Consider the following 24,244-nt stretch of genomic DNA (forward strand, 5'->3'; position numbering starts at 1 on the left):
TAAAAGCATTTATTAGAAAGCCACATTTATAAGTAATGTGGCTTTTTTATTGATATTTTTAGAATATAACCTTAAAATCATCTAATTTTAGGGACGATTATAGCCCTTTTTTCTACAAAAATATCAAGCCCAAAATGAAAAAGTTTTTATTATTTATCTGCCTGATAGTCAGTCATTTAAGTTTTTCGCAACAAGCGTGTCTTTGTTCACAGAACTTTGATTTTGCTTATCAAAAAATTAAAGATAATTATGCTGGTTGGAGCGATAAAATTACGCCACAAAACCAAGCCGAATTTGATAAACTCACGCAAGAGGTTCGAGAAGCAGCAAAAAAAATTACTAATGAGCGTGAGTGTTTTTTTCTACAAAAAAAATGGTTTGATTTCTTCAAAGATGGTCATCTTTTTATTAGCCCAATTACACCTTATACCGTTAATGATTTACCCGAAGTTATAGCAAGTCGAGCGGCAAAAGTGCCTCAATTGGCATTTAACGAAACTAATTTTACACAATATTTGAAAGAAAATGAAGCAAAATTACAATCCGTTGAAGGGATTTGGGAAAGTGATGATAAGGCATATAAAATTGGTATTTTGAAAGACAAAGCTAATCCAAAAAAGTTTACCGGCTTTCTTTTAGCAGACCGTGATGCCGCCTGGAAAGCAGGTAAAGCCAAGTTTGAAATGCTCCAAGTAGCTCCTTTAAAATATGTAACCAATTATTATTATGCCGATTTTTCGAACGAAAAAAACTTTACTCGTGAAATAAAAAACTTCTTAATCATAGAAAATATCTATAAATTCAACAAGATTTTTCCTATTCCAAAAGAAGAAATAAACAATGAAGATCTACTACACCGAATTGCTGATTATCGTATCGAAAAAATAGATAATGAAACAGTTTTTCTTGTTTTACCGCCTTTTACTCTACCCAATGCCCCCGAATTTGTGCAAGAATTGCTAATGGCAAATGAGGAAGTTTTGAAAAATACGCCTAATTTAATCATTGATTTGCGTAATAATCCAGGGGGCGATGATGCCGCCTTCACGGCATTGTTTCCTTATATTGCAACGAGTTCGATTATAAGAAAAGGAGGTATTTTTCGGTCAACAGACGAAAACATCATTTCGCTCAAGCATGAGTTAGAAGCAATTCAAGAATATCCTATTTATAAAGAACGACTTACACCTAAATTACAGTACGTTGTGCAACAGATGGAAGTAAATAAAGGCAAATTTATTAATGGTCCAGACAAAGAATTTGCTTCTGGAAAAGTGATGGCGAACCCTAAAAAGGTAGCTTTTTTAGTTAATAAAAATACTGCAAGTACAGCAGAGCAGTTTATTTTAGAAGCAAAACAAAGTAGTAAAACAATAGTTTTTGGAGAAAACACAAAGGGTTTGGCAGATTATATTGAAGTTCGAGATTGGGGTTTGCCGTGTTACGGCTGGCGAGTAGCATTTTCTTTAGCAAAAAATCCACGTTTAGCTCAAAAAGCTATTGACAACGTTGGTATTGCTCCCGATGTCAAAATCGGAGAAAACGAAGCCGATTGGGTAGAATTTGTAAAGAATTATTTAAAAAAATAACAATAAATTTTTCTTCGTAAATTCAGTTACATCAAAAGGTTTTTTATCTTTGACGCAACAAAATTTTCTCAAACTATGAAAAAAACATTCTGGATAATTCTCTCAGGAATTGTCTTACTTACCTCCTGCCGCAAAAATGCGTCTTCAAACGACCCTAAAATCAATGAACTTCTCAAAGATTTTGCCAACAAACGAGTAAAACTACCTAATGGCTGGTCGCTTACTCCAGCAGGCAGAAGTGTAAATTTAGCCAACGATTTACCGCTAAATTTAGTTGTTTCCCCGTCAAAAAAGTATTTAGCAATTACTAACAATGGTCAAGGAAAGCAAAGTATTACGCTCATTGATGCCCAAACCGAGCAAATTTTAGACGATAAAGCTATCGAAAAATCGTGGGTGGGCTTAGCTTTTAGTCCTGACGAAAAAAACGTTTATGTTTCGGGTGGAAATGATAATAAAATATTAGTTTATCGCCTTGAAAATGGCAAATTGATTAATGATTCTGAAATAGTTTTAGGTAAACCGTGGCCCACAAAAATATCCCCAGCAGGTTTATGCGTTACAGACAAAAATTTGTTTGTGGTGTCAAAAGAAAACAGCTCGCTTTACGTTTGCAATCTTGCCGATAAATCAATTACGAAGCAAGTGCAATTGCCCGCCGAGCCTTATACCTGTTTGCTTTCTCCCGACAAAAAAACTTTATATATTTCGCTTTGGGGCGGAGCAAAAATTTTGTTCTATAACATTGACAATCAATTAATTACGGCAGAAGTTAATGTTGATAAAAATCCCAATGACTTACTTTTAAGTAAAGACGGAAAGTATCTTTTTGTAGCTCATGGAAACGACAATACGGTTTCATTGATTGAGACGTCTACCAAAACAAAAATCGAAAGTTTATCGGCATCATTGTACCCAAATTCACCCATCGGCACTACGCCCAATGGCTTGGCTTTGAATAATGACGAAACAAAACTTTTCATTGCCAACGCCGACAATAACTGCTTGGCAGTTTTTGATGTTACCGAAAAAGGCAAAAGCAAATCTTTGGGTTTTATTCCTACTGGGTGGTATCCAACGTCGGTAAAATTGGTTAATGATAAAATTTTTGTAACCAACGGTAAAGGTTTTTCATCATTGCCAAACCCGAAAGGGCCAAATCCTGTAAGTTCAAAAGCCTCACAAGTGAAAGGTGCAAATCCAGAAGCAAATCGTGGTTTGCAATATATTGGGGGGCTTTTCAAAGGTACACTTTCGATTATTGATATGCCTGACGAACGAACTTTGGCAGCATATTCATCATTAGTCTATGAGAACTCACCCTATAATAAAGATGTAGAACGTCAAGCAGAAGGAGAAAAAGGCAATCCGATTCCAACAAAATTAGGGGAGAGCTCACCCATCAAATATGTTTTTTATATCATTAAAGAAAACCGTACTTACGACCAAGTTTTGGGCGATATGAAAGAAGGTAATGGTGATGCGGCATTATGCCTTTTTCCTGAAAAAATCACACCAAACCAGCACGCTTTGGCTAAACAATTTGTGCTTTTAGATAATTTTTATGTTGATGCCGAAGTAAGTGCCGATGGTCATAATTGGTCAACGGCAGCTTATGCCAATGATTTTGTAGAAAAAACTTGGGTAAATAGCTACGGTGGCCGTGGTGGGAATTATGATTTTGAAGGAAGTCGAAAAATTGCCCATCCAAAAAATGGTTTTATTTGGGATTTTTGTAAAAGAGCAAATGTTAGTTATCGCACCTACGGAGAATTTACTTCTAATGGAAAAGCCACCGTTGAGATTTTGGAGGGACATTATTGCAAAAACTTTAAAGATTATAGTTTGAGCTACAAAGATATTGACCGTGAGAGTGTTTGGGAGAAAGATTTAGACTCTTTGATTGCTATTAATGAAGTTCCAAGATTCAATTCAGTTCGTATGGGCAATGACCATACTTCGGGAGCAAGAATCGGAATGCCAACCCCCGAAGCTGCCGTGGCAGACAATGATTTGGCTGTCGGTAGATTTGTAGAACATTTATCAAAATCAAAGATTTGGAACGAATCGGTTGTTTTTATTTTGGAAGATGATGCCCAAAATGGCCCCGACCATGTGGACGCTCACCGTTCGCCATGTTATGTAGCTGGGGGTTTTGTGAAACGTGGTTTTGTTGACCACACTGCCTATTCTACCACATCTGTTCTTCGTACGATGGAGCTAATTTTAGGGCTTCCGCCAATGAGCCAATATGATGCGGCCGCCAAACCTTTGTGGCGTTGTTTTTCACAAAAACCTAATAGTCAAGGTTTTACGTCGTTGTTAGCAGGAATAGATTTGAATGAAAGAAATGTGGCAATTAATATCAACTCCAAAAAATCTTCGATGTGGGATTTAAGCAAAGAAGATGCCGCCCCTGATGTTGCTTTCAATGAAGTTATCTGGCAAACCGTACGTGGACTAAATAGCAAAATGCCCGCTCCTCGTCGAAGTGCTTTTGTAGTAATTGCAAAAAAAGATGACGATGATGATGATGATTGAGAAACTTATGTACGGCGGGTTAGGAAACCCGCCGTATGTTACCTACTTTCCATAAAACTCTGCAAGATAATTACGGCACTGATTTTATCAATATTGCCTTTTATTTGGCGGTCTTTTTTCTTCATTCCGCCTGCAATCATGGTCTGAACAGCCATTTTTGAAGTAAACCGTTCGTCGTGGAGATGCACAGGTATTTCGGGGAAAGCAGTGTTTAATTCAACAATAAATCGTTCCACATAAGCAGTACCGTGGGTGCTTGTACCGTCTAAGTTTTTTGGCATTCCAACCACAAAAGCCTCAATTGGCTCATTTTGGGCATATTTTTTAAGAAATTCCAAAAGTTTTTCTGTGGGAACAGTTTCGAGTGCCGAAGCAATAATTTTGTTGGGGTCGGTTACTGCCAAACCTGTTCGTTTAGCACCGTAATCAATAGCGAGGATTCTTGGCAATTTTTTGTTTATTTAGAAAATAATTCTTACGAGATTGAAGATTTCTGATTACAGTTTTTTTGCTTCTTCCCAAAAAACATCCATTTCTGCCAATGTCATATCTTTTAGGTTTTTGTTGGCATCTTTGGCTTTTTGTTCGAGGTATTGAAAACGCTTTGTAAATTTTTTGTTGGTACGTTCCAAAGCTGTTTCGGGGTTTAAGTCAATAAAACGAGCATAATTTACCAACGAAAATAGCAGATCCCCAAATTCGGCTTCGGCTTTTTCTTTGTCGATGGCTACATCATTTTCAACATCAAACATTTCTTTAAATTCGCCTATTTCTTCTTCAACCTTCGCCCAAACTTGGCTTTTTTCTTCCCAATCAAAACCTACGCCACGAGCTTTTTCTTGAATCCTCATTGCTTTTACCAATGCAGGAAGCGATTGTGGCACACCACCCAAAACCGATTTATTTCCCTCTTTTAGCTTCAATTGCTCCCAATTTCGCTTCACTTCTTCTTCGGTTTCGGCAATCACATCACCATAAATATGTGGGTGACGAGAAACCAATTTATCGCAAATCGCATGAAGTACATCTGCTACATCAAATTCGCCTGTTTCGGAAGCAATTTTTGAATAAAATACTAAATGGAGCATAATATCCCCTAATTCTTTCTTTATTTCGGGTAAATCTTTTTCCAAAATAGCGTCTGAAAGTTCGTAAGTTTCTTCAATCGTCAGATGGCGAAGTGTATCCATGGTTTGCTTTTTGTCCCACGGACATTTTTCACGAAGTTCGTCCATGATGGTCAGCAAACGGTCGAACGCCATGAGTTTTTCCATGCGTTGCGGAGGGAATATTGGGGGAAGTTTGTTACTCATAAGCTAATGAGTGAATTTTTGAGTGAATGAGTAATAATTTTTCGATTATTCTTCTAATTCTGCAAAGTTCGTCAAATAAAAATAAAAAAGCCACCCGTTTTCACAGATGGCAATCAAAATCGTATTTTCTATGTTCTTGTGATCAATTGACCATCGACTGAAATCAACTTTTCCACTTTATTGCACAACCAACGGCTTTGGTTATGGTTGTTACTACTGGCTTACCTGTTAAAAGATTATTTACTGCATCTTCCACATACCGCTTCGTAACGCCCGACGGGTCTTGAGCATTATCGTCAATTGCACCTAAATAATGCACAACTATTTTGCCTCCTTCTTTTTTCAATACATAAACTTGTGGTGTACGCATGGCTCCAAACATTTTCGAGACTGTTTGCGTATCATCAGCCAAATATGGATATGTATAACCTTTTTCCTTCGCTCGTGCTTGCATATTGGCAAAAGAATCTTCTTCATAAGCCTCCGGATCATTGGGGTTTATACCAATAACAGGAAAGCCTTGTGACGCATATTTATTATCAAGGGCAATTACTCGGTCTTCATAAGATTTTGAAAATGGACAATGGTTTGAGGTGAAAATTACAATAAAACCTTTGGCAGAAGCAAATTCTGAGAGAGAAACCATTCTCCCATTAATATTTTTGAGCTTAAAATCAGCGATTACATCACCAATATTATACCCAAGTGCTTCGGAAGTTTTGACGGTTGGTGATTTTTTAAGTTGGGCAGCATCAACTTTTTTGAAAAAATAAGTCGAAAATACACCTCCTACAACCAACACTGCCCCCACAATCAAAATTTGCTTTTTCATTTTTACTTTATTTTAAATTTACATTAGGAATAGCGGAAAATCTATCTGCAGATTAACGTTTTGAAAATAATTTTATTTCAAAAAAAGTGCTTTATTTTTTCAGTAAGTGTCTGATAATCAAACGCTTGTTCGTAAAATTCTTTTTTACTTCCTTGACTAATCAAAGTAGCAGGAATTGACCCTGACCAATCTTTGCTTACTTTATTAATCCAACTATCATAATCTGGTTCATCCAATAAATAAACTGGCGAATTGATTTTTTTGTCCACCACAAACTTCTTTACGCTCTCCAAATCTCGCTTAAAATCAAGACTTATAAAAATAACCTTTACTTTATTTTTACGAAAATCGTTGGCTATAGCCTCAAAATTGGGCATTTCGGCAACACAAGGACTACACCACGATGCCCAAAAATTAATAACATAAATGCCCTCATTTTTTTGCATCAGTTTATCTAAGTCAGCATATTTTATCACTTCCACATTCTGAGCTGAGAGCCTATAACTGCCTAAAAAACAAGTAGTTACGAATAACAATTTGAAAATTCTCATAATTATTATAAAAAGTATTATGTAAATTTATTTTTAAATTCTGTGATTAACAACAAGTTTAAGAAATGATTGATTGCTGGAGCGAATGATTAGAATCACTTAATAAGAAATTTATCAAAATTATTCTTTTTATTTGTTCAAAAATCAACCAAACTTATAAAACAATGAAAAAACTTATCGTATTGCTCTTCATTTCTTGCTTTTGTGCAAATATTACTTTCGCACAAACTGCCTCATCCGACTCACTAAAACAATATGTTGGCACTTATAAAATGAAAGGTGATAGCCCATTTCAGTCCTACAATATTACTTTTGCCGACGGTTCAATTTCGGGCGAAGCAGATAGTTATGGTGCTAATAAATTGGTAATACAGGCAGGAACTGATAAATTTCAATCAACCAGTTCATATGGTTCTATTATTACTTTTACTCGCAATACTGATAAAAAAGTAATTGGGTTGAAAATGCTGATTGAAGGCTCTGAAATTCTTGCGGATAAGCAATAGCATTGTTTTTGGAGAATGACTTATTTCAAACCATTCTCCAAACTTATCACTTTTCCGTGTTGTAATTTCAGTCTTTTATCTACACAAGGAGGAATTTCATCTTCATAATGGGTTACATAAATTAGGGTTTTATCTAATTCTTGTACCAATTCATTGACCAAATCTCGAAAATAAACAAGGTGATTATAATCTAAACCCTGACAAGGTTCATCCAATAAAAGTAGCGGAGGATTTTTAATTAAAGCTCTTGCCAAAAAAACTTGCCGCTGTTCGCCTGTCGAAAGCTGATAAATTTTTCTTTCTGATAAATGATTGATATTCAACAATTTAAGATAGTTTTTCGTCAGTTCTCTTTCTTCATCAGTTAATTTTTTAAACAGTCCAGCCGAATCAAAAAGCCCTGAGGCTGTTGCTTTCCACACCTCTGTATTTCGGTTGAAATATAAATGCAATTCGGGAGAAACATAGCCGATGCGTTGCTTAATGTCCCAAATACTTTCGCCCGAACCACGTTTACGGTCAAAAAGATCATAATCGTTTTGGTAGCCTTGCGGGTTATCGGCAGTGATTAAGCTCAAAATTGTACTTTTCCCCGAACCGTTAGGCCCCATTAATGCCCATTTTTCGCCTCGTTTTACTTGCCAACTCACATTATCAACTACATTTACACCTTTATAACTCACCGTTACATTTCGCATATTTAAGGCATAAACGAAATCACTTTTAGTTTGTAATTGCTTTATTTTATCTAAAATTTCGGAATGAAGACTTGTTCTTGATTTGTGGACAACTTGTTGAAAATCAGCCACTTGTGTGGATAACCTACTAATTTTACCGTCAGTCAATTCTAAAACATGTGTAATACAAGATGAAATTTCATTGGGCGAAGTTATTAAAATAATTTGCACGCCCGACTTGGCTATTTGATTTAAGACTTCGTGCAACATTATTCTGCTTTCAACATCCAACCCAACAAATGGATTATCGAGCAAAAGTAGCTTGGGTTTTCGTAGCAATGATAGCGTTATGAGTGTTCGGCGAGTTTCGCCATTAGAAAGCGTAACAATGTGTCGGTCTAATAAATGACTAATTTTTAGCAAGTTAGCTTTTTCTTCAAGTTCATGATTTGAAAATTCGGGTGGTGGAAGGCTGACCGAATTTTCATCAACTGTGCCAATAGGTTTTATTTGATTTTGCAAAATTTCTCGTACTGTTGGAGCAATCTCAGCATCCATTGAGTTGAATCTTTGTTGGTAATATTGTGTAGCTGCCTGCACGATGCGATTGAAACTATAATCTTTCGCCACAAAAGCGATTTCATCATAATTGGGTTTGGTAATTGTGCCGTGTATCGGAAATGTTTTTCCCGCAATAGCATCTAAAAAAGTGCTTTTGCCCGCACCATTTCCACCGACAATTGCCCAATTTTCTCGTTCTTTTGCTTGCCAGTTTATGTTCTCTAATACTATTTGGTCGCCTTTCTGAATACTTACTTGATTGAATATTATCATTGAATTGATTGCTATGATTTATCTAATTTTCTTGATTTTTAAAAGAATTATATTTCTTACCTTTATGCTTCGCTTCAAAATTAATCATTTTTTTATGCAAGATTTAGTTTTTCTCACCCTTCTCGGCATCGTTGCCTTTCTCTATGCTTCAGTTGGACACGGTGGGGCGAGTGGATATTTGGCATTGATGGCACTTTTTAGTTTTCAGCCATCTTTGATGAAATCTTCTGCCTTGATATTAAATATTTTTGTATCTATTACTTCATTTATTCAATTTTATCGAGCTGGGCATTTCCGTTGGAAATTGTTTTATCCATTGGCTTTAGCAAGTGTTCCGATGGCATTTTTGGGTGGAACAATGGTCATTTCTGATAGTTTATATAAGAAAATGTTGGCGATTTGCTTAGTTTTGGCAATTTTCAGAATGCTGGTGAAACCTCAAAACGACAATGCTCAAAGAGAAGCCTCATTTATAGGAAGTTTGCTCATAGGTGGAGTTATCGGTCTTTTATCAGGAATGTTGGGTATCGGCGGAGGAATTATTTTGAGCCCCATTTTGATTTTATTGAATTGGGCGAATCTCAAACAAACAGCAGCGATTTCGGCTTTATTTATTTTTGTGAATTCGATGGCAGGTTTTGCAGGATTAGTTTCTAAAGGTTTTCAACCGAATACTCAGATTTATACTTGGTTGGTAGTAGCTTTTGCGGCTGGACTTTGTGGCTCATATTTTGGTAGCAAGAAATTTAATGTTCCAACTTTGCGTTATACTCTTGCAGGCGGACTAATTATTGCTTGTTTGAAATTGATTTTTACTTAGAAAGTTAAAAAACTGTGGAACGGAACGCCGCCCACTACCGTCTATTGACCATCGACTATTTTTATGAATTTACGTATTTTGTGCTTCGGCATTACCCGTGATATTATTGGACAATTTGAATATGCCACTTCGCTCGAAAGCGGTGCAACAGTTGCCGATTTGAAACAAAAACTTTCTTTACAATTCCCTGATTTTCAGGCACTTATGTCTTTACGAATTGCGTTAAATTCTGAATACGCTAATGATGAAATGACCTTAAAAGAAAATGACGAAATTGTTCTAATTCCACCTGTGAGTGGTGGATGATTTAATAGACAATATTTTTTTGTAATTTTGTGTAAACTTTGAGTTGAAAAACTCATTCTTAATCGCTACGGCGAACCATTCTACATCTTTAATTCTTAATTATGCTTTAGCATACTGTTCATGGAAAACCCAATTTTAATTTTTGGTGCTGGAAACCTCGGCAAAATAGTTTTAGATATTTTTAACAGAAATAATGTTTTAGTTTTTGGCTTTTTAGATGATAATAAAGCATTGCACGGCAAGGAAATTAGCGAAGTAGTAGTTTTGGGCGATACTGACGATAATAGTTTTTTGAATATAATTGGTCAAAAAACAGAGGCATTTGTGGCTTTAGAAAACAACAAAGAGCGTAAAAAAGTGGTCGAAATGCTCATTAATCGCCGAAAAGTAATGCCTGTAAATGCTGTGCATAACACTGCGGTAGTTTCGGAAAATGCAGTAATTGGGCATGGGAATTTGATTGCTGCTCGCACAGTAATAAACCCCTATGCTACAGTTGGAAATCATTGTATTATGCATGCTTCGGTAATAATTGATATTAATACAAAAATCGGAGATTATGTGCAAATCGGAGCGGGAGCAATCATTAATAGTGAGGCTGAAATAGAAGAAGGAGCATTTATTGGCTCAGGTGCTGTAATAATTTCTGGCATAAAAATTGGCAAAAATGCTCGTGTAGGTGCTGGGTCTGTGGTTGTTGAAAATGTTCCTGGCGGAAGCACAGTTTTTGGAAATCCAGCGAAGAAAATATAACTTATTGCCTTTACCAATCAACCTATCTCTATGAAAAATTTACTTTTATTGACAACATTTATGTTTATGAACCACGTTTCTTCTGCACAAAACAAAACCATAGGTCAGATAATTCGACTTGACCCTTCTTTTGATAATCTTATAGAGAAAAATACCAAAATTGAAATATTGGGAGAAGGTTTTGTTTGGTCTGAAGGACCTGTTTGGATAAAAAATGGAGGATATTTATTGTTTTCAGATGTTCCTGCCAATACGGTTTATAAATGGAAAGAAGGTGAAAAAATTACTGAATTTTTGAAGCCTTCGGGTTATACCGGAATTATGCCTTATGGCAATGAGCCTGGTAGTAATGGATTGATTATAAATAATTTAGGGCAATTAGTTTCGTGCGAACATGGCGATCGACGTATTTCGGCAATGCCACTTGATATTGGAGGAAAACGAACACTGGCTGACAATTACATGGGTAAAAGATTCAACAGCCCTAATGATATTGTGCAGAAGTCAAACGGTGATTATTATTTTACTGACCCACCTTATGGATTACCAAAAAAAGAAAAAGACCCAAGCCGTGAAACCGAGCTTTTTGGCGTTTACCGCATTGGTAAAAACAGTACAGTTTCGCTTATCATAAAAGACTTAACTCGCCCCAATGGATTAGCGTTTTCACCCGATGAAAAAACTCTTTATGTAGCACAATCTGACCCTGAACGAGCTTATTTGATGTCATACCCAGTTTTGGCAGATGGAAAAGTTGGCAAAGGAAAAATCTTTTTTGATGCTACACCAATGGTAAAAGACGGCTCAAAAGGCTTACCTGATGGTTTGAAAATTGACAAAAAAGGCAATATTTTTACAACTGGACCGGGCGGAATATTAGTAGTTTCTCCAGCAGGAAAACTTTTGGGTAGAATAGAAACAGGCGAAGCAACTGCCAATTGTGCATTTGGTAATGATGGCTCAACGCTCTATATTACAGCCGATATGTATTTACTTAGACTTCAAACCAAAACTGTGGGAATTGGCTTTTGATTTGTTCAGGCAAAGCTGCAAAAAATAGCTTTGCCTGAGTTTTTATAGAATTATTTCCCTCCCACAACCACTTCGCACATATCTTCGGGATTGTAATATTTATTTGCAATTTCCATTACTTCGCTTGCCGAAACAGCTCTTATGTTTTTGATATAGTTTTGGTAATAATCGGCTGGTAGGTTATCTAAAAGAATAATTTTTTGGCGGTCGGCTACGTCAAAAGGTGTATTTAACGAACCTACAAATGAGCCAATCATGTAATTTTTAGCTGTTTCTAATTCATTTTCATCAACTAGTTCGTTTTGTAAAATATTTATTTCTTTGAAGATTTCATTGAGGGTTTGTTGAGTAAATTCTTTTTTTACGTCAGTTCCCATCACTAAATATCCTCCCTCTTTTTGTGGTACTATCGATGACGAAATACCATAAGTAAAACCTTTATCTTCACGGATATTTTTCATTAATCGACTTCCAAAATAGCCACCAAAAATAGTATTAGTTACCAGAAATTTTAAAAAATCTGGGTGTGAACGATTAAACAATTTTCGTCCCAAGCGAATAGAGGATTGCAAGTTTTCTGGTTTTTCAACTAATATATTTTCAGCCTTCAAAGTTGTAAAATCAGTCGAACTTCCTTCGTTTTCTATATTTTTTAAAGCCATTTGGCCAAAAGATTGATTCAACGCCTGAATTTCATTTTCTCCGAACTTTCCCGCAAGAAAAATCTTAAATTGCTTACCTTGAATCTGTTTTTCATAAAAACCCCTGAGCGATTTACGATCGATGTTTTCTATCAAAGATTGGTTCAACGATTTGCCATAAGGATGTGTAGCCCCATATATTTGCTCTCTAAAAACCTGTCCTGCCACATAAGCAGTTTTCTCTAAATTGACTTTTAGCGTTTGGGAGGCTATGTTTTTTTGCATCAATAATTCTTTTTCAGGAATCACCGATTCTGAAATCATCTCTTGAAGCTGCGACAGTAGTTTTGGCAAATGTTTTGTCATGCCATGTACTGTTATTATTAATCTTTCAGTCGATTGATTGATTTCAAGAAAAGCCCCAAATTGGTCAAAATATTGACTAATTTCTGTTCCAGAACGATATTTTGTACCTTCCGCAAGCATTTTTGAGGTAAATAAAGACTCGCCAGTGTTTGCTTCAAAACGACTTCCTGCATCGAAAATTAATTCTAAACGACTAACGGGCTGTTCGCCCGCTTGAATAGAATAAACTGCAATTTGATTATCAAGAAGTATTATTTCAGCTTTTGGAATATTTACGTGTTCTATCTTCTTTGAAGGGGGGGCAATAGTTCGGTCTAAAAACATCAATCTGAATTATGAGTTAAGGCATTTTTTTCTACAACTAAAAATGCACTTACAAAGATAAAAGCTTATCTTCATAAGTGCGTTTATATTTTTTTTGAATCTTACTTGAATGAAGCGACAAAATTCAGCACTCAGAACTATTCTAAAGTTAATCCATAGCAAGATGTGCGTGATATGCTTTGGTAAGTTCCGCAAATCATTACGCCATCATCACCACTTTCTTTTACTTCTTTGATAGCTGCTTTAAAATCGCTTACCGAATTTATTTTACGTTCACCCACTTTCAAAATTACAAAACCTTCTCGCATTTGGGTATAATCTGCCACGTCACCCTCAAAAATTTTCTTGACTAACACACCATTAGGAAGCCCCATTTTTTGTTTATCAGCCGATGAAAGTTCGGTTAATTCTATGCCTAATTTATTAAATGTGTTATTTTCAGGTACAACATTATTCTTAACAATATCATTGCCACCATCACGGTTACGCAGTGTTACGTCAAACTCTTTCGTTGAACCATCACGATTGACGGTTATTTTCGTTGATTCACCTGGACGCTTACGACCTATCATTTCTTGCAATTTTGGTCCACTTTTAGTATCCATTCCATCAATTTTTACAATAACATCACCTTTTTTGATGCCTGCTGCTCTTGCGGCACCATTTTCGAGAACATCGCCTACATAAATCCCTTCCGAAACTTTGGTATTGTATTCGTTCGCTCTCTTGCTATCAAGTTCAATTAAATTGATGCCTAAATAGCCACGTTGCACATTGCCATACTTAACGATGTCAGCCGTTACTTTCTTTACAATTTCTGATGGAACAGCAAAAGCATATCCTGCATAAGCCCCATTTGGACTGGCAATAGCAGTGTTGATTCCTATTAACTCTCCTTTAAGGTTTACCAAAGCTCCACCACTATTTCCTGGATTTACGGCTGCATCTGTTTGTATAAATGACTCAATGGCATCGCTTGTTTTTGCTTGGCGGCCATCATCGCCATAGCGGCGATACATTTGTTGTTTTTCGGCAAGAATGCCAATATTTCGTCCTTTTGCACTCACAATTCCTGCTGTAACGGTTGATTCAAGGTTAAAAGGGTTTCCTACTGCCAATACCCATTCGCCAACTTTTACGTTGTCAGAATTGGCAAAACTCATTACTTGAAGTTTTACGCCTCCTTCAATCTTAATCACTGCAATGTCTGTTGATGGGTCAGTACCTACAACCTTTGCTTTATATGATTTATGATCTGAGGTTACAACCTCCAATTCGTCGGCACCTTCCACAACGTGGTTATTGGTAGCAATATAGCCATCGGCGGTAATTATTACGCCCGAACCCGAAGATTCTTGTGGTTGATTTTGACCACGAGGATTTGCGAAAGGGCTTTCTCCACCAAAAAAATCGTCAAAAATTGAACGTTGCTGCGAAACTGTTCTTGAAGATTTTGCTTTAATATGTACTACTGCGGGCGTAGAAAGTTCTGCGGCATAAGTAAAATCGCCTGGTACACCGACTGGCCCTTCATAGTTTGCCAAACGATTGATAGAAGGAGTTGATGCTTCATTAAAAATCACGTCTTTTCCTTCAAGTCCGAGAATTCGATAGCCAGCAATGGTGGCGATGCTACTAAAAACAGCAATTCCGATGGTTTTTACTGTGTTATTCATTTTATTGACCGTTGATTTTAAATATTATATTTATTTACCTAACTGTTTTCTTATTCAATTATTAGTAAAAGTTTTTGTCAAATATAGTTAATGTTATAACGAAAAAAATAAATATTTGTTTGATTCAAATTTAACGTAAAAGTGTGAATGAAAATTCAAGTATTTTATAAAAATTAACAAATTTTAACGGAAATTCCATCTGCTTCTTTACATAAAAAAGGCAAGACCCAAATATCAACTTGTATCTTGCCTTTTTTAAGCTCAATTCATTGCTTATGCAATTTCAATCAAACGAGGTTCTTTTGGTTTAGCTTCTTCTTTTTTCGGTAATTCTAAGCCTAAAACTCCGTCATTATAAGTTGCCACAATTTTCTCGCCATCAATCGATTTTGGTAAGGTAAATGAGCGTTTGAACGAAGTATAATTAAATTCTTTACGTGTATATTTACCTACAGTTTCTGCTGTTTCTATTTTGTTTTCGGTCGAAATCGTCAAAGTGTTTTCGTGAATATTTACTTTGAAATCTTCTTTTTTCAACCCGGGTGCAGCCAGTTCAATCTTGAAATAATCTTGATTTTCTAAGACATTTACTGCAGGAAATGATTGTTGGTGAGTTGGTGCTACTTGCTCAAACTCATTGAAAATGTTTGCCAATAATGACGGAAATGATGGAGCGAAATTTCTTACTAATGTTGCCATGGTTTTTATTGTTTTTAATGTTTGTTTCTTGATTTGCCACTTGGTTGTGGCGACGCAAAACAATTGAACAATTTGCATACCAATCAATTTTCTATGACTTTTTGTCTTGAATTCATTGATTTTAAAGAAATTAATATGACAAATTGTCTGTTTTCTAATTTTTAGTCTGACTCCTCGTCAGACTAAAAATTACAAAACTCTTGAAAGTAACAAAAAAACGTGCCGCATCTCAAAGATGTGGCACGTTTAGTTGACTAAAAATATATTTTCACAGACGAATTAGGAAACCCGTCGCACAAAATTATGGCTGAATACCCAATTTTATTAAATTATTTCTGGCATCAATGTAATTCGGATTTCGCTTCATTACTTCTTTTAAATCTTTAATTGCCCCATCTTTATCGCCTAAACTATATCGAGCTACCGCACGGTCGTTGTAGGCAGTATCGACCGCAATGCCGAGGTCAATCATGCGAGTATAATCATTATATGCCTCGGTAAATTTATTTGCTTTTAGGTTAGAAAAAGCCCTCAGGGGTAAATAGGCAACTTTATTTTGTCCGAGTTCCATTGCTTTAGTAAAATCATCAGCAGATTGTTGAAAATTGCCTGCATCACGGTTGGCAATTCCACGGTTATAATAAGCTACAAATTTTCGATGATTTGGCGAATTATCAATGCTTTTTTGATACAAATCTAAAGCCTTTTGTGTTTGTCCTTTCAAATAGTAGGCATTTGCCAAAGCTCCCATCAAAGCATAAGATTGCACTCCTTTTGAAACAGCGTATTCACCATAACGAACTACTTGGTCTATTTTTCCTGAGCGTCCAAAATGATTGGCTAAGTTTTCATTGACCACGGGAGATTCTGGTTCAAACTTATAAGAATTTTCAAAAAGCGTTCCCGTATCTTTATATGTAAGTGTCTGTTTATAAGCAAGATACATGAAAAATGCTGCTACAATTCCACTCCCAAATAAAAGTATATTTTTAGATTGAATTTTCTGATTCAACCAATAAAAAACCATAAAAAGAATACCAAAATAAGGAATATAAGTATAGCGTTCTGCCAAAATTGCTCCACCGACCGAAAGAAATTGTAGTACCAAAACAATAGTAAAAAAGAAAAACATGATACCAAAAAAGACTTCTTTCTTGCGACGATAGAAAAAAACTGCTCCACCCAAAATAAGAATAGACCAAATCGGAGCGGTTGTGTATTGAATCGCACCATATTGGTCGAAATTTGGGTAAGCATAAAAATTGTGTTGATTTATAGGAATAAATAATTTGAAAATGTAAACCAAAAAGCCATAAAAGCCAAATTTTATTCTATCGCCAAGGCTCAAGGCATTGCTCAGAGCCACATCTAAAGTCATTTTTTCGAGTCTTCCGCCCAAATTTCCACCGCCTTGAACATGAACAGCCAAAGCCCCAAATAATATAGCTACAATGAAAAATGGAATTTTTGCGGTGATATTTTTTACAGTCAAAAAACCTTTATCGAACCAATAATCAATTAGTAAAAGTATGAGCGGCAACACAACTGCCATTGCTTTAGATAAACAAGATAAAACAAAGAAAACGAAGCAAAGAACAAGCATTTTACGTTCATTTTTTTCTAAATACTTCACATATTGAATACAAGCTAAGAAGAAAAACATTGAATAAAGTACGTCTTTTCGCTCCGAAACCCAAGTAACCGATTCTACGTGCATTGGGTGAATTCCCCAAAAAAGAGCAACTAAAAAGCTCACTAAAACATTGTTTTTAGTGAGTTGTTGCGAAAAACGAAAGACAAGAATAGTATTGAATAAATGAATAAGTGCATTAACAACAATAAAAGACATAGCACCTTTGCCAAAAAGAGCAGAATTAAGCCAAAGTGAAGCAACTGTAAGTGGGTGATAGTTCAAGGCACATTCTACGCCTAAAAGCCTAATAAGGTTGGCAAATGTAGGATTTTGAATCATTATGTTTTCGGTAGCATACATTTGGTCGTCCCAATTGACAAACCCATTGGAAAAGCCTCCTGCAAATGTAGCTATCACACAAATTGCCAAAATAATATAGGCAACCGTTGGACTGAAAGAAAAGCCATTATTGCTTGATTCTGCAATAGTAGCCGCTTTTGGTGCTTGAAAAGTAGTTTTTTGATTAAATTTTTGCTTGTTTTTTGCCATGATTCAATGAGGTTGGGTTCTCATTGCGAATATAGCAATTTCTTTGCCAATTGAAAAATTGCACCTTAATTCACTACTCAAAATCCATCTTTTTCATCTTCAGCTTTTTTCTTTTTTTCGTCTTTTTTCTGAGTTGCGTCTTTCGGTACTTCTGCTAATTTTTTGGCATCGGCTGGTTTTTGACCTGGTGCTTTAGGTTTTTCTTTTATTCCACGATAAACTTCCAAGAAGTTTTTGCGGTAAACCAAAGCTTCAGCAAAGTCAACAGGAATAACTTGATAGTCTTTTACTTTTTTCTTATCGGCCTTTGCCGTAATCAAAGCATTGAAATTATCGTCTGATGAAATCAAACCCATTTGTCCCTCTTTGTAACCCATGTAGTACCAGTTTTCGCCAGAAAGCTCTAAGAAAACATACATTTCATCGCCTGTAATAGGGTTTTTGCGAATTTCTACATAGCCATTTACTTTGGCGTTAATATCGGTCGCACCAATGTTTGAAATGCCCAATTTTCCTACGCTTCGATAACTATTATACTTGGGCGACCATAATAATTTCAAATCGCTAAATACAATTGTATTGACAAATTTTGGCGAAAACTTAAATAACGGCACATACTCACGAGCCGATTTACCTTTGTATTCTTCGATGTCTTTATCACCTACAAAATGTGCGATTTTTGATACAAGTTCAGGCGAATTTAATTCTATGGCAGCTTCATTTACACCCAAATCGAGGTTAGTTTTTACGATTTTCTCAGCCATGTTTGTTAATAAAGGTTGTGCCATAGGGAAGTTCATGAGCATCATGGTATTAAACTCATGATAGGCAGTATCTAACCTAATTTTGGCAAAGCCCGATGTTTGCACGTATTGAGTTAATTTTTCATTTAATAAATCAAAGCGACCTTCCAGATTAATAATGCCTTTTTCGTCTAATATTTCATATTTATTACTTGCCAGCGTTAGCCCTTCTTCTGGAATAATGCTAAACAATTTATTTGGCTCATCTCGGCGGCAAATGCCACTTGCCAAAAATACATTTTGGTCTTCGGGGGTTTCTTTTGCCGACAAAAATGTTGGATATAGTCCATTCGACGAAGTAGTTGTTCGAAAATGAAGTCCCGCAAAAATAGGAGAATTGCCACTTTTAAGATTTTTATCAACTGCAATTCTAATCTCCTCCGATTTATTTCCTTTATAGGTAATCCAATAGCCACCAAGTTTGGGGTATTTTTTCAATTCAGGAATAATGAAACCGTCCAACGAAAGGTTTTTTATAGGAGCAAGCATTGTTATTTCGCCTTTATAGAGCATTTTTGGCGATAAAAACATACTATCACGCTCAATCACCGTTGCCCGTGCAACCGTTGAAAGGTTTTTGTTTTTACTTCTTTTTGCCTCAACATCTGCAATGTCACGTAGCTCGAAGTTACCCATTTTTATATTGAACGTATCTTTCTTAACATTCACAAATTGATAGGTAGCATCCCCTGTAAATTTATTTTTTGATACAATTTGGATATTGCCATTAATCAAATTATGATAACCGTTGAGCGTGTCGATTGTCAAACGAGCATTTTTGAAAGGCAACATATCGGCATCTCGGCGAATAGAAACCAACCCTTTATCTGGTAAAATTTTGGCATCTGCCGATTTAATGAATGGTACGCCACCAATATTGAAAGTCATTTGTTCAATGTCATATATTGCCGAATTTCCGTTGAAAGCAAGCCCTTCTTGAGAAACATTTGTAGAAGTAAATACCGAAGTTTCTACATCTCCTTTCATGCTAATTTTTTTGTTTTTAATATTCCATTCGGCTCTATCAATATTTGTTTTATAGGCGGCATAAGGAAATTCGAGTGTCGAGCCTGTACTGTCGTTAAAATTACCTTGATTGGTTGCAATATTGACAATACTATTGTTTACATTGAAATTTACGTTCACATTTTTACCCAAAAGCACCGATTTTGCAGTCGTTTGAGTAGATTTTATATTAAATTGTGACCTGTCAGCTATGAAACCTTCTTTGTTGAATTTGAATTGTTCGGAAGCGGTTTCGGAGTCGGTACGAATCAATTTTCCGATACCAAATAAACCACCCGTACGCACAACCAGTTTACCCTTTAATGACGAAGTTCCTGTATAAAAATTAAAACCCGCCTTCGAGGAAACAATCATACTATCGGCTTTGGGCATCCATTTCAAGGTATAATCGTTGATAGCAACTTGTGGAAAATATGAGCCTTTTAATACGCTCTCATTGATTTTGCCTAATTGTCCTGAAGCGGTCAGTGAATCTGCCATGAACAAAATCTCTTTGGCGGTCATATTTGCTGCTAAGTGATTGATATTCCCTTCTGAATGTAGTCCATTGCCATCCATTGCCAATTCCGATGAAAAAGTAACTGAGGTTTCGTTACCAAAAACATTGTATTTCCCGTTTGGCACTTTATGCAAGAACCCCAAGGTTGTATCGGGCATAATTCTCAGCACTTCTTTAAAAGGTTTGAAAATATTTCCTGAATAGAAAGTCCCATCAAACTCAATATCTTTAACCGCCAAACTATCGAAATCAATCTTTGGCACATCGAAACGCACATCTCGACTATACTTTCGTAAACCACGAGCAGGTTCATCAAAATAAACAATTACTCCTTCATCAATTTTAAGTCTTGGATATTGCGGCAAATAGGTTTTACCCGATTTATTATCAGCACGATTGAGGAAAAGTGTACCTGATTTTAGAAATTTAATATGCCCACCTATTTCTTGCCGTCCACCCTTGGCATAAACGGTTTGTGGAGTGAAGGTTACTGAGTCGATTTTGTTGAGGGAAAGCGAAAATTTTTCGTAATCAAATACTAAATCTTTTCCCGAAAAACGATAATTTCTTGCTTTAAACTGTCCGCTAAAACTAAAAGTACGATTTTTTATAACCTTGATAGTTCGGTCATAAGGAAGTACATAAATTCTAAGAGAGTCACTCACATTAAATCTTCGTATTCCTCTGATAGTCAATACTTTATCATTTAAATTTAGTGTTGCATTAGACGTAGAATCTTTGCTATTTCCGTAAATAGATGGAATCAAGAAGTCGTCAAAATCTGTTTTTCCTGCAAAAGCCGAAAGGTAATGTTTGCCCTTACTTGTTATTTTAAAAATATCGGCAGAAGGGTCATAATCTACAAAACCCTGCTGCACGGCCACCATCAAACCTCCACGAATATTCTGAGCAGGAACTTTATTGTAAGAAGCAATTTCGTTGAGTGTAAAACTCAATTTATTATTTTTTTGAGTAAAATTTCCGACCATCAATAAAGGATTAAATCCTGCACTGCTATTAAGTCCTGTGAGCCGCTGAGCATCATAAAAATCGAAAGACTCGAAAACAGCAGGCACTTGAGTTTTAGCAGAAACGATATAAAAATCCATTTTCCCATCATTCAAGTTCCATCGCATAGCATCGCATTTGATATTCATTTGGTGATAAGTATCCGAAAAAGTTGTTTCCTTAAACCCTCCAGCATCTATCTTATTGAGACGGAGTACATAGTTTTTTTGGTTATAATTGAATTTTACGGCAGGATGATAAATTGAGTCTTTGTCTATAAAAGTAACAAAGTTTGCCAGTTGAGAAGTAATGAGTGAATCACTCAACTCAAAGCGAGTGCTACTGGCTTTGAAGGCGACCTTTCCATCTTTTTTAACCGAAATATTTGAATAACGATTTTGAACTGAGGAAGAAAATATTCGACTTCCCGACATCGAAAATCCCCCTCGATACTCAACACTTCGGTCAATGTTTTTTATAAAAGCATCGCTTTGATAAGACATAAAACGTGGATAAGTAGGTGGTACACCCTTATTACGTTTTTCACTTTTATACTCAAAAACACCTTTGATTGGAGCTGTTAGTCGATCGGTATAAGTAAGAGTAACATCTTCGGCAAGAAATTTCGGGTTTCGGATTTCAAAAGCAAAATCTGTCAAAACAACCGAAATTTGGGGTAGTTTTGCACTTTCAAAGGTAAAAACGCCTCCTTTGCCTACATAAATTCCATCTTTTAGTGAAACCGTTCCTGTTGTTTTTTTAATCCAAACCGAGTCACTCGATGTTGCCATTATTAAATCAACATTGTCTAACTGAACCGAAAGTCCACCAATGATTGGCATTACTTTTTTGTCTGGTTCAAAAAGAGATTGAGCCGAGGTGATGACTGCCTCAGCAGTTGTAGGAGTATCCCAATCATCAAAATATTTTTTTTCTTCAAGTCCAACGGGTGCTTGGATCGTAGTAGCTGGCTGAGTCGTTGTTGGAGCGTTGCTATCAGATTTTTTATCTAAAAACTTTAATTCATAACTTCCGCCAAAAGCGTACAAACGGTTAAAATTAGACGCATAGAGGCGGCGTTTTTCTATAAAATCCTTCAAAACCTCTAACATTTTGGTCGAAGTTTTTAAATCAGAACCGTCAACAAATTTATTTGTAATATCTATAAGGTTGCTTATTTGTATGTCCGAAAACTTCTCTTGCTCAATGGCTTTGTCTAAAATCGTGAAAAAATAGTAAAACTGAGCCATTTTATGCCCACGAGTTCCCATTTTTCGGCTGGTAGCAATCAGAGCTGCTTTTTGTTCGCTACTAAAACGACTTGTCCAATACGTCTCAAACTTCTTTCCTGTTGCAATCGCAACAGCATTATTGTCGGCTGCCATTACAGTCTGTATGTCTGTAATAAATGTCTCTGGCTTTTCAGAAAGTCGTATCAGCTGTGCTTTTGATGGAAAAGACAGCAGAATAATTGACAGAACAAATATAATTTTTAACTCCCGCATAATAGTTTCATGACTTTACATAACTTTTAAAAACGACCGAAGCCCACTGATTCTTGCTTAGTTGAGCAACTTTTTTTAGTCCGACAGATTCAGCAACCTCTTGAATATCAGCAATATCTGCTTCATAAAATCCACTTATGACTAATGATGCACCTTCGGTCATAAAAGTTGCATACTCAGGAATTTGCTGCAATAAAATATTTCGATTGATATTTGCCAAAATAATCTCGTACTTTTCCTTTGGTTCATCTTCGATTGTACCTAATCTAACCGAAATATTTTTGGCATTATTTAGAGCTACATTTTCTATTGTATTTTCAACCGACCATTCGTCAATATCAAATGCACTAATATGCGTTGCACCAAGTTTTGAAGCTAAAACCGCCAAAATGCCTGTTCCAGTGCCTACATCTAGCACTTTTTTGCCTTGATGAGGAATAGTTAATTGATGCTCCATCACCATCGAAGTAGTTTCATGATGCCCTGTGCCGAACGACATTTTTGGTGTAATGATGATTTCGTAAAGATAATCAGGCTGGGTTTCGTGGAAATCAGCACGAACATAAATATCATTTCCTATCGAAATCGGTTGGAAGTTTTTTTCCCATTCTTCGTTCCAGTTTTGTTTTGCAATCTGCTTGAACGAATATGAAATAGCTGTTCGCTCGGCATAGCCTTCTAGCATTCTTTTAATGTCTAAATCATTAAAAATATTTTCTTGAATATAAGCCTCTAAGCCTTCATCGGTTTCGACAAAAGATTCAAAGCCAAGTTCTGCCAATTCTGCCATCATGATTTCGGCAAAATCTGGGTCAATTTGTAAGGAAAGTTCGATATAAGTATCCACTGAAAATTAGTTTTGGTCAATTTGGAAAATTGCTATACAAGATAAATCGTAAAGTTCGGAATTTCTTGGCTATGAACAAGTGAATTGTTGAAAACCCAATTTTATTCAACCATTCCACTCCAAAATCATTCAAGTTTATTCCTCAAAATTTAAGAAAACATTTCTTTTTCTTGTATCTCAAATCTCCGCATCCCGTATCTATTTTTAGCAATTTTTGCTATTCACATCACAAACCTCACCAACTGCATCGGTAGGTTGCATTTCTTGAGCTACTTTTTCTAAAGTTTCTAAAAATACACTCGTAGGTTGAGCTCCGCTGATACCATATTTATTGTTCAAGATAAAAAATGGCACGCCAGTCACGCCCAAACCTTGGAAATGTTTTATTTCTTGAGTGACCTGATAAGTAATTTCTTCATTTGATAAAACGCTTTCGGTCTTCTCACGATTCCAGCCAAAGTCTATCATAAAAGTTATTAATTGCTCTTTTTCAGAAAAGTCAATTCCATCGGTAAAATAGCCTTTAAATAATTTTTCTTCTAAGGCTATTTGCGTACCGTCTTCACGGGCAATGTGTAGTAACTTATGCAACGGAATCGTATTAACTGCTTTTGGCATTTTATCAAAATTGAAGTCAATACCAACCTTCTCTCCTACCCCAATTACTCTTTCAAAAATCTGCTCAATTTGGTCAATGCTACCAAATTTATTGGTAAAGTATTCATCACGAGAAATGCCTTCAACAGGAATCGTTGGGTCAAGTTGGAAAGGATGCCAAGTAATCTCAACAGGCTGACTATCAAAGGCTTCAAGTGCTTTTTCTAAATGTTTTTTTCCAATATAGCACCACGGACAAGCTACATCTGATACTATATCTATTTGCAAAGGTTTGTTGTTCATCTATATAATTGTTT

The 24,244-nt window shown here is 36.0% G+C and carries 19 protein-coding genes; 7 read left to right on the forward strand and 12 right to left on the reverse strand.

Annotated elements, in window-relative coordinates:
* Positions 1-134 precede the first annotated feature (134 nt).
* Both ACH2CJ_RS13935 and ACH2CJ_RS13940 read left to right on the forward strand, forming a co-directional pair.
* Positions 135-1,589, forward strand: coding sequence for a S41 family peptidase (locus ACH2CJ_RS13935; protein WP_394993526.1), 1,455 nt, complete (start codon positions 135-137; stop codon positions 1,587-1,589).
* Positions 1,590-1,664: 75 nt separating this feature from the next.
* Positions 1,665-4,130 (forward strand): bifunctional YncE family protein/alkaline phosphatase family protein, encoded by a 2,466-nt coding sequence (locus tag ACH2CJ_RS13940; protein WP_394993528.1) that lies wholly within the window; start codon positions 1,665-1,667, stop codon positions 4,128-4,130.
* 38 nt (positions 4,131-4,168) lie between these two features.
* Here the strand turns inward: ACH2CJ_RS13940 and ruvX are convergent, their stop codons facing one another.
* The 4 genes from ruvX to ACH2CJ_RS13960 all read right to left on the reverse strand — a co-directional run bounded on the left by ruvX (position 4,169) and on the right by ACH2CJ_RS13960 (position 6,826).
* The gene (gene ruvX / locus ACH2CJ_RS13945) at positions 4,169-4,579 is read right to left on the reverse strand and encodes a Holliday junction resolvase RuvX (RefSeq protein ID WP_394993529.1); all 411 of its coding nucleotides are present in this window, start codon (positions 4,577-4,579) and stop codon (positions 4,169-4,171) included.
* 48 nt (positions 4,580-4,627) lie between these two features.
* A complete protein-coding gene (mazG, locus tag ACH2CJ_RS13950) occupies positions 4,628-5,443 on the reverse strand; it encodes a nucleoside triphosphate pyrophosphohydrolase (RefSeq protein WP_394993530.1) in 816 nt (271 codons plus the stop codon).
* A 163-nt stretch (positions 5,444-5,606) separates the two neighbouring features.
* A complete protein-coding gene (locus ACH2CJ_RS13955) occupies positions 5,607-6,275 on the reverse strand; it encodes a thioredoxin family protein (RefSeq protein WP_394993531.1) in 669 nt (222 codons plus the stop codon).
* A 77-nt stretch (positions 6,276-6,352) separates the two neighbouring features.
* On the reverse strand, positions 6,353-6,826 hold the full coding sequence (locus ACH2CJ_RS13960) for a TlpA disulfide reductase family protein (protein ID WP_394993532.1): 474 nt from the start codon (positions 6,824-6,826) through the stop codon (positions 6,353-6,355).
* Between the two features lie 164 nt (positions 6,827-6,990).
* Here ACH2CJ_RS13960 and ACH2CJ_RS13965 point away from each other — a divergent pair, with 164 nt between their 5' ends.
* Positions 6,991-7,332 carry a DUF3471 domain-containing protein gene (locus ACH2CJ_RS13965; RefSeq protein ID WP_394993533.1) on the forward strand — a complete coding sequence of 114 codons (342 nt, stop codon included), beginning with the start codon at positions 6,991-6,993 and terminating at the stop codon, positions 7,330-7,332.
* Between the two features lie 20 nt (positions 7,333-7,352).
* Here the strand turns inward: ACH2CJ_RS13965 and ACH2CJ_RS13970 are convergent, their stop codons facing one another.
* Positions 7,353-8,843 carry an ATP-binding cassette domain-containing protein gene (locus ACH2CJ_RS13970; RefSeq protein WP_394993535.1) on the reverse strand — a complete coding sequence of 497 codons (1,491 nt, stop codon included), beginning with the start codon at positions 8,841-8,843 and terminating at the stop codon, positions 7,353-7,355.
* A gap of 64 nt (positions 8,844-8,907) precedes the next feature.
* Between ACH2CJ_RS13970 and ACH2CJ_RS13975 the strand changes: the two genes are divergently transcribed.
* The 4 genes from ACH2CJ_RS13975 (at position 8,908) to ACH2CJ_RS13990 (ending at position 11,754) form a co-directional block, all read left to right on the forward strand.
* Positions 8,908-9,663: a sulfite exporter TauE/SafE family protein gene (locus tag ACH2CJ_RS13975; RefSeq protein ID WP_394993536.1), complete on the forward strand. Its 756-nt coding sequence runs from the start codon at positions 8,908-8,910 to the stop codon at positions 9,661-9,663.
* Between the two features lie 63 nt (positions 9,664-9,726).
* Entirely contained in the window at positions 9,727-9,969 is a 243-nt protein-coding gene (locus ACH2CJ_RS13980; RefSeq protein WP_394993537.1) for a MoaD/ThiS family protein, read from the forward strand.
* 120 nt (positions 9,970-10,089) lie between these two features.
* Positions 10,090-10,722 carry an acetyltransferase gene (locus tag ACH2CJ_RS13985; RefSeq protein WP_394993539.1) on the forward strand — a complete coding sequence of 211 codons (633 nt, stop codon included), beginning with the start codon at positions 10,090-10,092 and terminating at the stop codon, positions 10,720-10,722.
* Positions 10,723-10,752: 30 nt separating this feature from the next.
* Positions 10,753-11,754: an SMP-30/gluconolactonase/LRE family protein gene (locus ACH2CJ_RS13990; RefSeq protein WP_394993541.1), complete on the forward strand. Its 1,002-nt coding sequence runs from the start codon at positions 10,753-10,755 to the stop codon at positions 11,752-11,754.
* 50 nt (positions 11,755-11,804) lie between these two features.
* Here ACH2CJ_RS13990 and ACH2CJ_RS13995 read toward each other — a convergent pair whose 3' ends face one another.
* The 7 genes from ACH2CJ_RS13995 to ACH2CJ_RS14025 all read right to left on the reverse strand — a co-directional run bounded on the left by ACH2CJ_RS13995 (position 11,805) and on the right by ACH2CJ_RS14025 (position 24,230).
* Entirely contained in the window at positions 11,805-13,085 is a 1,281-nt protein-coding gene (locus tag ACH2CJ_RS13995; protein ID WP_394993543.1) for a M16 family metallopeptidase, read from the reverse strand.
* Between the two features lie 137 nt (positions 13,086-13,222).
* The gene (locus tag ACH2CJ_RS14000; RefSeq protein ID WP_394993544.1) at positions 13,223-14,761 is read right to left on the reverse strand and encodes a Do family serine endopeptidase; all 1,539 of its coding nucleotides are present in this window, start codon (positions 14,759-14,761) and stop codon (positions 13,223-13,225) included.
* A 273-nt stretch (positions 14,762-15,034) separates the two neighbouring features.
* Positions 15,035-15,460, reverse strand: coding sequence for an Hsp20/alpha crystallin family protein (locus ACH2CJ_RS14005; RefSeq protein ID WP_394993545.1), 426 nt, complete (start codon positions 15,458-15,460; stop codon positions 15,035-15,037).
* Positions 15,461-15,761: 301 nt separating this feature from the next.
* The gene (locus ACH2CJ_RS14010; RefSeq protein ID WP_394993547.1) at positions 15,762-17,642 is read right to left on the reverse strand and encodes a tetratricopeptide repeat protein; all 1,881 of its coding nucleotides are present in this window, start codon (positions 17,640-17,642) and stop codon (positions 15,762-15,764) included.
* 77 nt (positions 17,643-17,719) lie between these two features.
* Positions 17,720-22,483, reverse strand: coding sequence for a hypothetical protein (locus ACH2CJ_RS14015; protein ID WP_394993549.1), 4,764 nt, complete (start codon positions 22,481-22,483; stop codon positions 17,720-17,722).
* Between the two features lie 7 nt (positions 22,484-22,490).
* Positions 22,491-23,330, reverse strand: a complete 840-nt coding sequence (gene prmA, locus ACH2CJ_RS14020) for a 50S ribosomal protein L11 methyltransferase (protein WP_394993550.1) — start codon at positions 23,328-23,330, stop codon at positions 22,491-22,493.
* A gap of 204 nt (positions 23,331-23,534) precedes the next feature.
* Positions 23,535-24,230, reverse strand: coding sequence for a DsbA family protein (locus tag ACH2CJ_RS14025; protein ID WP_394993551.1), 696 nt, complete (start codon positions 24,228-24,230; stop codon positions 23,535-23,537).
* Between the last annotated feature and the right edge of the window lie 14 nt (positions 24,231-24,244).

Source organism: Emticicia sp., from assembly GCF_043780375.1.
Classification (GTDB): Bacteria; Bacteroidota; Bacteroidia; order Cytophagales; family Spirosomataceae; genus Emticicia.